At 74.6% G+C, this 10,308-nt stretch carries 10 protein-coding genes; all 10 read right to left on the bottom strand.

What is annotated here, in order from left to right; all coding sequences use genetic code 11:
* Positions 1–111: 111 nt before the first annotated feature.
* Complete coding sequence (locus ACWDR0_RS33630; RefSeq protein ID WP_456355624.1) at positions 112–1,389, bottom strand: MFS transporter; 1,278 nt, start codon at positions 1,387–1,389, stop codon at positions 112–114.
* Positions 1,386–2,513: a PLP-dependent cysteine synthase family protein gene (locus ACWDR0_RS33625; RefSeq protein ID WP_456355623.1), complete on the bottom strand. Its 1,128-nt coding sequence runs from the start codon at positions 2,511–2,513 to the stop codon at positions 1,386–1,388. The genes ACWDR0_RS33630 and ACWDR0_RS33625 overlap by 4 nt, the downstream gene beginning before the upstream one ends.
* Before the next feature lie 420 nt (positions 2,514–2,933).
* A complete protein-coding gene (locus ACWDR0_RS33620) occupies positions 2,934–3,323 on the bottom strand; it encodes a hypothetical protein (protein ID WP_456355622.1) in 390 nt (129 codons plus the stop codon).
* Positions 3,324–3,548: 225 nt separating this feature from the next.
* A complete protein-coding gene (locus ACWDR0_RS33615) occupies positions 3,549–5,177 on the bottom strand; it encodes a beta-ketoacyl reductase (RefSeq protein ID WP_456355621.1) in 1,629 nt (542 codons plus the stop codon).
* Positions 5,178–5,740: 563 nt separating this feature from the next.
* Positions 5,741–5,935 carry a hypothetical protein gene (locus ACWDR0_RS33610; RefSeq protein ID WP_456355620.1) on the bottom strand — a complete coding sequence of 65 codons (195 nt, stop codon included), beginning with the start codon at positions 5,933–5,935 and terminating at the stop codon, positions 5,741–5,743.
* 125 nt (positions 5,936–6,060) lie between these two features.
* Positions 6,061–6,942 (bottom strand): phosphatidylinositol-specific phospholipase C/glycerophosphodiester phosphodiesterase family protein, encoded by an 882-nt coding sequence (locus ACWDR0_RS33605; protein WP_456355619.1) that lies wholly within the window; start codon positions 6,940–6,942, stop codon positions 6,061–6,063.
* Positions 6,943–7,052: 110 nt separating this feature from the next.
* On the bottom strand, positions 7,053–7,760 hold the full coding sequence (locus tag ACWDR0_RS33600; protein WP_456355618.1) for an ABC transporter ATP-binding protein: 708 nt from the start codon (positions 7,758–7,760) through the stop codon (positions 7,053–7,055).
* Positions 7,753–8,685, bottom strand: a complete 933-nt coding sequence (locus tag ACWDR0_RS33595) for an ABC transporter ATP-binding protein (protein ID WP_456355625.1) — start codon at positions 8,683–8,685, stop codon at positions 7,753–7,755. The genes ACWDR0_RS33600 and ACWDR0_RS33595 overlap by 8 nt, the downstream gene beginning before the upstream one ends.
* 239 nt (positions 8,686–8,924) lie before the next feature.
* Positions 8,925–9,791, bottom strand: coding sequence for an ABC transporter permease (locus ACWDR0_RS33590; RefSeq protein WP_456355617.1), 867 nt, complete (start codon positions 9,789–9,791; stop codon positions 8,925–8,927).
* The coding region (locus ACWDR0_RS33585) for an ABC transporter permease (protein WP_456355616.1) at positions 9,784–10,308 on the bottom strand (525 nt) is incomplete at its 5' end. The genes ACWDR0_RS33590 and ACWDR0_RS33585, both read right to left, overlap by 8 nt.

Raw genomic sequence — 10,308 nt, 5'->3', positions numbered from 1 at the left:
CCGACCAGGGAGTAGTCGTCCTTCTCCAGGTGGTAGACGTTCTCCGCGGCCTGGCCGAGGAAGCCGGTGCCCTCCATGGCCGGGCCCTCCGCCCGGCGCCCGCGGGCCGGTTCACCCCGGGGCCGCCGCCGGGGCGGGGGCCGTGAGGCGTCCCGTACGGTGCAGGGCGTGCAGCGCCAGCGCGCACAGGAGGCCGACCGCGGTCAGCACCAGCCACGGCAGCGCGGGGAGCCCGGCGTCACGTGCCGCGTCCAGGGCGGCGCCGGTCAGCAGGTTCCCCAGCGTGATCCCGATACCGCAGATCGTGTTGTACAGCCCGTAGTGGGTGGCGACGCGGCGCTCCCCGCCGAGGCGGACGACGGTGTCCATTTCGAAGGGGTACGCGATCATCGTGCCCAGCGCGAGCAGCAGCGCGGCCAGGGCCGCCGGTACGACGGCGAGCGCGGCGCGCCCCGGGCCGCCGCCGGGTACCGGCAGCGCCGCGGCCACCGCGAGGGGGACGAAGGCCGCGCCCATCACGGCCAGCCCCGCGACGAGCGCCCGGCCCGGCTCCGTGTGTTCGCGGCACCAGTCGGTGACCCGGCGCTGGAACAGGATGGTGGAGAGTCCCGAGAGCGCGAAGAGCAGCGCCACGGCGACCGTACCGAATTCGCCGTCCCCGCCGATCCGCCGCACTTCCAGCGGGAGGGCGAGATAGACCTGGAAGGTGAGGACGTAGGAGCCGGTCATGGCGGCCGAGAAGAGCAGGAAGCGGCGGTTGGTGAGAACCGTGCGCCACCCGCCGTCCGGGGCCTCGTCCGGCCGGGCGGTCTCGCCTCGGCGGGCGGGCAGCGAACGGATCTGGACGACGCTCAGTACGGCGAACACCCCGGCGGCCACCAGACAGGTCAGCTGGAAGTCCACGCCCGTCAGAACCATCCCGACCAGCGGGCCGAGCAGGATTCCGGCCTGGTAGAAGACGTTGAAGAGGGCGAACGCCTCCACTCTCCGGTCCCCCGCGTCCGCCGCCAGATAGGCCCGGACCGCCGGGTTGAACAGGGCACCCGCCAGCCCGGTCGCCGCGGAGGCCGCAAGCAGTGCGGGCAGGGAGTCGACCACGCCGAGCGCGGCGAAGCCCGCGGTCCGCAGCAGACACCCGGCGACGATGAGCGGTTTGTAGCCGTAGCGGTCCGCGAGGGCGCCGCCGACCAGGAACATGCCCTGCTGGCTGAAGTTCCGGACCCCGAGGACGAGTCCGACCACCCAGCCCGCGAGTCCGAGGGAGCCGGAGAGATGGACGGCCAGATACGGCATCAGCATGTAGAAGCCGAGGTTGATGGTGAACTGGTTGACCATCAACAGTTGGACGCTGCGTTCGTGGGAGCGGAAGGCGCCGAGCGTGCCCGTCACCGGTCCGCGCTCCCGCCGTCGAGGGCGAGCGGGTCGAGGACCGTGGCGCAGCGGGTCCAGCGGGTGACCGGCTTCTCGTCCGGGCGGCCCACGGTTTCGGGTTCCGCGGCGGGCGGTCCGGCCAGCAGCCCGTGCGCGGCGCAGTAGTCGTCGTCGTACACGGTGCCGAGATAGCGCTGGGGGCCGTCGGGGAAGACGGCGGCGATCCGGGTGTGCGGCGAGTGGGTGCGGGCGAGCCATCCGGCGACCAGGGCGACCGCGCCGACGCTCCAGCCGCCCGTGGCGTAGTGGGAGGCGGCCAGGGTCCGGCAGGCCCAGACCGCTTCGGCCGGGTTGACCCAGTGCACCTCGGAGAAGTGCTCGTAGGCGACGTTCCGGGGGTAGATGCTGGAGCCGAGTCCGCGCATCAGCCGGGGCCGGGCGCGCTGTCCGAAGATGGTGGAGCCGACGGTGTCCACGCCCACCAGTTTCAGCCCGGGGTAGAGCTGCCGCAGCACCCGGGAGATCCCGGCGGAGTGGCCGCCGGTGCCGACGCTGCACACCAGGACGTCGACCTGGCCGAGTTCGGCGGCGATCTCCAGGGCGAGGGGGGTGTACGCGGTGGTGTTGTCGGGGTTGTTGTACTGGTCGGGGCACCAGGAGCCGGGGTGCCGGGCGGTCAGGGCGGTGACCCGGTCGCGGCGGGCCTGCTGCCAGCCGCCGCTGGGATGCGGTTCGGAGACGGTGTCCACCTCGGCTCCGTACGCGGTCAGCAGCCGGTTCATGGACGGCTCGAGGCCGGGGTCGGTCACCAGGGTGACGGGGTGTCCGTAGACCATTCCGGCGAGTGCGAGTCCGAGGCCGAGGGTGCCGCTGGTGGATTCGATGATCCGGCCGCCGGGGCGCAGTTCGCCCCGGGCACGGGCGCGTTCGACCATGTACAGCCCGGGCCGGTCCTTGATGCCGCCGGGGTTGAAGCCTTCCAGCTTGGCCCAGAAGCCGCGGTCGCCGGAGGTGAAGGGCTCGGTGACCCGCAGCAGGGGGGTGTTGCCGACCAGTCCGGAGAGCGCGGTACGGGCGTCGGGCCCGGCGTGGGCTCCGGTGCCGGTGGGCCGGGTGGTGCCGAAGGGCGGGGAGGTGGTCATGGTGAAGTGCTTTCGTTCGTCGGAACAGGGGTTCCGGGCCCGGGGCGGCACGGCACGGCCGCGCTCCGGGCACACCCGGGCGTCGGTCCGGATCAGGGCATGCGGGAGCGGCGGGCGGGGGTGCGACCCGGGGCGCGCGGAATTACTGGGCGCACGGTTCCGCAGGCGCGGGGAAGGTGAATTCTCCGGTGCGGAAATTACGGCCGGAGGAAAAGGCTTTCCCGGACGGAAAGGTTTCCGGCGGCAGGGATCGGGCGAATGGCCCGGTGCGGCTGCCGGATTTCCGGGGCCGGGCGGATACGGCGGGCAGGGCCCGCCGGTCACGGCCGGAAGGTGAAAGGAGTACGGGCGTGCCACGGAGGCCGGCGGCCGTGCGGGGCCGGGAAGGGGCGTCCGGGCGGCAGTTCCCGAGAGGGCGGCCTAGATGCGGAGGATGCCCGTCACGGGGGCGCAGCGGGGCGCGGCGCCCTGGCTGCCGACGCCGTCGTACGCGGCACCGGCGGCGGTGAGGTCACGGACGGCGCCGGGCGCGGGCGGGCCCGAACCGGGGCTCTGGGTACCGCTGTTGAGCTGCGGCTGGCCGGGCATGCAGCGTTCGGCCGGGTGTACCGAGCCGTCGGAGTGCGCCGGAAGTCCGGCGTGGGTGTCCTGGGAAGCGGCGGCCGGGCGCTGCGGCGTCGGCGGCACGGCGGTGGCCGGGGCGACGACGGCGGACGCGCCGTGGGCGCCTGCTCCGGTGCCCACGGTGTGCGGGAGGGGGCTTTCGCGGTTCACCCCGTGGGCGAACACCAGCCCGATGACAAGGAGCACGAGCCACACCAGATGCCGCGGTCCCCGTAATTCCCGGGGCCGCGGCATACCAATGGCGGGCCGCTCCGTAATCATGCCGTGATCATAACCGCTCCGCGGCGAACAAGTGCAACTCGCCCTTCCGGATTCGGCCGCGCTTGGCCGTAATCAATCCTTGCTTATGGCGGGCTGATTACGGTGCATCTCTTCTTTTACCGGGCCCGCCGTCGGCCGGTTCGGGCGGGGTCAGCCGTGCCGTGGGGAGCCGCCGCCCGGGGTGCCATGATCCCGAGTGCCGTGGTCCGGGGTGCCGTGGTCCGCGGTGTCGTGGTCCGCGCCTGTGTCGGGCGCTTTCCCGTGCTCCGCCGCGCGCCGGCCGTGCGCACCGTCCGGCCCACCGGACGCGTCCGGGTCGCCGCCCTCCGCGGCGGGCGGCGAGGGGGCCGGGTGCGGTGGCCCGATGCGGTAGTCCGTCACCTTCCGCACCAGCGCCTGGAGGCGTCCGGCGACCGCCGTCCGCTGTACCCGGTCGGTCAGAACGACCGTCATGGCCTCCTCGAACCGGGCCAGCTCAGCGAGGGGCGGCGGCTCCGGCGGGGCAGGACGGGCGGCCGGATGGCGCAGGACCGGCGGGAGTCCGCCGTCCCGGTAGTGGTGCCGTACGGCTTCCGGGTCGAGCGGAGCGGGCAGCAGCAGGGCCTCCCCGGCGGCGACCGCGGTGTCGAAACCGGCAAGGGCCTCGTCGGCGGTGAGCGCCCGGAATGCGGGGTGACCGGGTACGGTCCGGCTCTCCCCCTCGCCCGAGTCCTCCCCCTCCCCGGCTTCGGCGGGCTGCCTCCAGGAGTCCCAGACGAGGGCGGTCGCCGGCAGTCCGACGGCCCGGCGGTGCTGCGCCAGGGCGGACAGAAAGGCTCCGGCGGCCGCCGCGGCCTCATGGCCCGGGCGGGCGACGACACCGTCCGGGGAAGGACAGAGCACGAACATCGACAGGGCCGTATCCCGGGTCAGTTCGTGCAGGTGGCGTGCCATGTCCGCACCGGGGAAGCCACCCTCCCCGTGAACGACGGCGGTGAGCGGATGCCGCTCCGGGACGGCGGCCAGGACCGCGGCGAGGGCCGCCCGGTCCCCGGGTTCGCAGACGGTGACGGTGACCTCGGCGCCCAGGCCGCGCAGTTGTGCCGCGAGCCCGGACAGGCCGGGGGTCTCCGGGCCGCGGGGGCGGGTGAGGAGCAGTCTGCGGGCGCCGTGGCGGGCGGCCAGGTGCCGGGCGATGGTGACGCCCGGCGCGGCGGTACCGCCGGTGATCAGTACGGTCCCGGCCGCGTCGAGCGGAACCGGCGCGGCGGCGGGCGGCCGGGCGGGGTACTCGGTCAGCCGGGGGACGAGGGCGCGCCCGTCCCGGAGGGCGAGTTCGGGTTCGTCACCGGCGGACGCGGCGGGCAGCGCCCGCAGGGAGGCGCCGGTCCCGTCGGTGTCGATCAGCAGCAACCGTCCGGGGTGTTCGCACTGGACGGCGCGGACGAGGCCCCGGACGGCGGCCGCCGCGGGGCCGCTCACGTCCTCACCGGGCGCGGCGGCGACCGCGCCCCGGGTGATCAGGGCGAGCCGGCGGCCGGCGGAGAGCGGATCCGCCAGCCATTTCCGCAGCAGGGAACGGTGCTCCGCCACGGTGTCCGCCAGCCGGGCGGCTCCGCCGTATCCGGGCGTACGGATCTCGGCGGCGGCGGTTCCCGGGCCGAGGGCGCCCTCGGCGGCGGCCGCGCACAGGGCGGCGAGGTCCCGGTGGACGACCGGTTCCGGGCCGGTCGCGGGATCCGGCCGGTCCGGCCGCTCACCGGCGGCCGGGGAGTGCGGTAACCATGACAACTGGTACATCGGGCGCTGATCACCCTTCCGGCTCGGTCCGGTTCGGTTCGGCGCACCGGACGGGGGCGTACGGCCGGGTCCCAGGGTGCCACGGGAGGAGCGCGGCGGTCTGCCGTCACGGCAATCGGGCGGGGCCGGACGGGGACGGCCGGGGCGGGTCGCCGTCCGGCGGGCCGTGCACAGTCGTTCACGGCCCGTCCGCCGACGTGTGCGGGGTCGTTCACGGCCCGTCCGGCGCACCGGACGCAACGTCACCGCAACCTCGCGGGCGGTTCACTAGCCGCTCGTCCGGCAGCCCGCGGCTCTCCGAGGGGAACACGGCCTCGGCGGGCGCGGGCCGTTCCGGGCGGGAGAGCGCCAGGGGATGGTGCGATCCGGCGGCCGCCCACCACCACCTCCGGGCGGCCGCCGTCACCGGGCCGGAGCCCCGGAGCGGAGTCGGCGCCGCTTCGAGGCCCCGGCCCGGACACGTCCGCCGCATACGCCGCAGGGCGGGCCCGCCGGGTGAACTCGCCTGGCGCGCAGGCCGGTTCCAGAGGGCGGGCGCCGGTGCCGCCGGGGTGGTGCGGCCGTCAGGGCTGGAGACTGCCCACGACCTCCGCGGTCGCGGCGACGCCCTCGTGGATGGTGGGCGCCATGCTGGTGCCCGCGAGGAAGAAGCCGAGCAGGGCGCAGACCAGCGCATGGGAGAACTTCAGTCCGCCGTTGCGCAGGAAGACCACCGCCAGGATCACCAGAAGCAGCAGTACCGACATCGACACGACCATCGCCAACCTCCTCCGCCGCGCCCAATTTGCGGCTTTCGTCGGCCAGTCTGGCGCAGCGGAGGTCCCGTACGGCCTTCCGGCATGTCCGCCGGACGGGTGGTTGGGCGGCCGGAGGCGCGGTCCCGTCAGCGGGAGCCGTCGGCCCGGGCGCGCAGGAACCGTTCCAGACCGGCCAGGTCGTCGGTGTTGATGTGGTCGGCCCCCGCGTCGAGCAGTTCGGTCCAGACGGCGTCCCGGGCCGGGCCGGCCGTGTCGGGTGTCGCCCAGAACCTGATCCGCCGCCCCTCCTCGTGGGCGGTGTCCACCAGACCGTGCAGCCGGGCCCGCTCCGCCGCCGGGAACGGCCCGGTGCCCTGCCAGCTGAAGCTGTGGTTCCAGTTGCCGGAGACCAGGGGCATGAAGGAGGCGGGCGCCGGGCCGCCGAGATCGTCCGGCCGCCCGTCGTAGAAGGCGTACCGCCGCCGCTGAACGGCCATCTCCGGCCGGGCGGTCCGGTCCCCCGAGACCACGGCGGTGACCGGACCGGGGTGGACCCTCCCGTGGGACCAGCGGCTGAACATCCTTCGGTACTCCCGCAGTTGGCGGTCGAGTTCCCGGTAGCAGTTCACCCCGTCGTACTTGATGTCCACCAGCAGTTGCACCGGGCGCCGGTGGCCGGGGTACACCCGGCCGCCGTTGGCGCGTATCCGCTCGGCCAGAGGGTTCAGATAGAGGGAGCGCAGGGTGCGGGCGGGGTCGAGTTCGGCCGGGGTGTGGGCGACCAGCAGATCGCCGCCGACGAGGAAGACATCCGCCTCGAAGCTGGTGAACCCGTGGGCGAGGGCGTCGTGCAGGGGTCGGGGGTGGAGATAGTCGTTGTGCGCGTGGGCCTGCCGCAGCGGGCGGATCCGGCCCCCGGGACGGGGGCGTCCTCCGTTCCCGGCGGCGTGGGCGGCCGCCGGTGCGGCGACGGTGGCGGCGAGCGCCGCGGCGAGGGTTCCGACGGCACGGCGACGGGTGGTCGGCACGGTGTACCTCCGGTTCTGCGAACGCCCGGCCGGACCGGGCGGTGCGGATGTGCGGGACATCCGAGTATCCGGCGGACCGGGGCCGCCGCGGGAGGGCGCCGCGGGAGTGTTCAGCGCCCCGCCGGGCTCCGTTCACCGCGTACGGAGCCGGTGGACGCCCCGGCCGGAGCCACGTCGTCCCAGTGCACGGTCCGGTCGCACCAGCGCTCCAGCAGTACCTTGTCGTGCCCGACGGCCAGCAGACCGGCGCCGGACTCCCGGCGGTAATCCTCGACGACAGCCACCAGCGCGGCGGTGGTCGAGGCGTCGAGCATCGCGGTCATCTCGTCGCAGACCAGCCAGCGGGGCCGGAGCACGAGGGCACGGGCCAGACAGGCCCGCTGGAGCTGCCCGTCGCTGACCTCGTGCGGGCGGCGGCGCAGCAGATCCGCGGTCAGCCCCACGGCGGGCGCCAGCTCGGCAACTCGGTCCGGCACCTCGGCGCGGCGGCCGGTGGCCCGCAGGGGTTCGGCGATCAGATCGTGGAGGGTCAGCCGGGGGTCGGCGGAGAGCCGGGGCTGCTGGAACACCACACCGATCGCGGTCCGCTGCCCGCGGGGCGCCGCGTGCCGCCAGCCCCGGACGGGCACGCCGTCGAGGACGACCCCGCCGGACCAGGGCCGGTGCAGCAGCGCCGCGACCCTGGCGAGGGTGGACTTCCCGCAGCCGCTGGGGCCGAGCAGCCCGACGGCCTCGCCGGGCGAGAGGGAGAGGGACGCGTCCCGGACGACGGGGACGCCCCGCTCGTACCCCGCGGTGACGGCTGTCAGCTCAAGCACGGTGGGCCTCCTCCGTGACGGCGGCCGGTATGCCCTCCGGCGTCACCGGGTGATGGCAGGCGAGACCGTCCGTGAACACGGGCCGGACGTCGCAGCGTTCACCGGCCCGGTCACAGCGGGCGGCGAAGGCGCAGCCCTCGGGAAGGTCCCCCAGTTCGGGCGGCAGCCCGGGGACGGCGGTGAAGCCGCGGTCCGGCAGGGCGTTCAGCAGCCCGCGGGCGTACGGGTGGCGGGGGCCGGGCCCGCCGAAGAAGTCACGGGCGCCGGTCAGCTCCACGATCCGGCCCGCATACATCACGGCCACCCGGTCGGCGATGCGCTCCGCCGCCGCCAGATCGTGCGTGATCATCAGCAGGGCCCGGCCGTCGTCGGTGTGGCGGCGCAGTTCGTCGGCGGTCCGGTCGACCAGCTCGCGGTCGAGTCCGGTGGTCGGCTCGTCGGCGATCAGCAGGGGCGCGTCACCGATCAGGGCCAGGGCGGTGGCCGCGCGCTGCGCCAGCCCGCCGGAAAGCTCGTGGGGGTAGCGGTCCAGATGGTCCGCGGGGAAGGCGGCGCGTCCGGCGGCGGCGACGGCCGCCGCCCGGGCCGCCTTGCGGGAGAGCCCGGTCAGCTCGCGCAGCGTCTCCTCGATCTGGGCGCCGACGGTCCGTACGGGCGTCAGATGGGCGGCGGGCGACTGCGGTACGAGTCCGACGAGGCGCCCCCGTACGGTACGGGCCAGGGTGCGCTCGTCCGCACCGAGCAGCTCGGTCCCGGCGACGGACGCGGTACCCGCGGTCTGCGCGTTGCCGGGCAGCAGCCCCAGCAGCGCGGAGGCCAGCACGGACTTGCCGCAGCCGCTCTCGCCGATCAGGGCCAGGCACTCCCCCGCGGCCAGTTCGAAGCTCGCGCCGCTGACGGCGGCGATATGGCGGCCGCCGCGCATCCGGAACCGTACGGACAGATCGCGTACGGCCAGGACGGGTCCGGCGGGCGCGGGCCCCGCGGATACGGGCCTTGCGGGTGCGGGTGCGGGTGCGGGAACGGCGGCCGCGGGCGCGTCGCTCACGGCATCGGCTCCGTTCGCCGCTCCGCCCGCGCGGCCCCCACCACCCGCTCCACGACCCACACCGGCCGCGCGCGCGTCGCTCACGTCGCTCACGTTGCTGACATCGCTCACGTCGCTCACAACATCAGCTCCGATCGCCTGCGGGGGTTGATCCGTTCCCGCCAGGCGCCGGCCAGGCCGGCCACCGCGAGGGTCGGGATGATCAGGAACAGGCCGGGGAAGAGCGTCGGCCACCAGTCGCCCGCCAGCAGCGAACCCCGCGCGGTCTGGATCAGATTGCCCAGACTGGCCTGGTGCGAGGGAAGGCCGAGCCCCAGGAAGGAGAGCGCGGACTCGTGCCACATCGCGTGCGGCACCATCAGCACCGCCGCCAGGCCCGCCTGCGGGAGGACCGCGGGCACCAGATGGCGGGTGGTGACGCGCCACCGGGACGCGCCGCCCGAGACGGCCGCGTCGATATACGGGCGCGAGCGCAGCGACAGCACCTCGGAGCGGACGATCCGGGCCGTCGACAGCCAGTGCGTGACGGCCACCGAGGCGATCACCGGCCACACCCCGGGCCGGAACATGGCGACCACGAAGATGCCCAGCAGCAGATGCGGTACCGAGGAGAAGGTGTCGACGAGCCGCATCACGATCCGGTCGGCCCAGCCGCCGAAGGCGGCCGCCGCGGCGCCCACCAGAGTGCCGACGACCGTGGCCACCAGGGCCGCGACCACGCCGACGAGCAGGGAGATCCGCAGGCCGTACACGGAGCGGAGCAGCAGGTCCCGGCCGACGTCGTCGGTGCCGAAGGGATGGGCGAGGGACGGCGGCTGGAGTTTCTGCGAGAGGTCGACGGCCTGTTCGTCGAGCTGGACGACGGGCGGCACGATCAGGACGGCCAGGACGACGGCCGCGACGATCACCGCCGACACGGTGACCCGGACGGTGCGGGTGGAGCGGCGGGTGCGGCCGCGGGAATGCCAGACGACGTCAGCCATCGAAGCCCACTCTCGGGTCGGCGAGTCCGTACAGCAGATCGGAGAGCAGATTGCCGATCAGGACCGCTGCGGTCGCCAGCACGGTGAGGGCGGCCAGCAGGGGGAAGTCCACCGAGGTGGCCGCCTGGACGGTGGCGGCGGCGATACCGGGCCAGCTGAAGACGGTCTCCACCAGCAGGGCGCCGGTGATCAGTTCGGGTACCCGGGAGCCGATCAGGGTGAGCATCGGGAGCATTCCGGAGCGCAGGGCGTGGTTCAGCAGGACGGTCCGCTCGCCGATGCCCCGGGCGCGGGCGCCGCGTACCGGGTCCTCGTCGAGGGCGTCGCCGACGCCCTGGCGTACGTACAGGAAGAACCACGGCATCTGGGTGATGCCGAGGACCGCGGCGGGCAGCACCAGGTGCGTGGCGACCTGGTCGAAGGCCGACTTCCGCGTGAACTCCGCGACCAACTGCGCCTGGTCACCCACCGCCTTGAAGTAGTCCAGCCCCTCCTGACCACCCAGAAAAGCCTTCAT

The sequence above is a fragment of the Streptomyces sp. NPDC003691 genome (genome assembly GCF_053981115.1).
The sequence above is the reverse complement of the archived record's forward strand: the minus strand, read 5'-3'. Positions and strand labels throughout refer to the sequence as shown.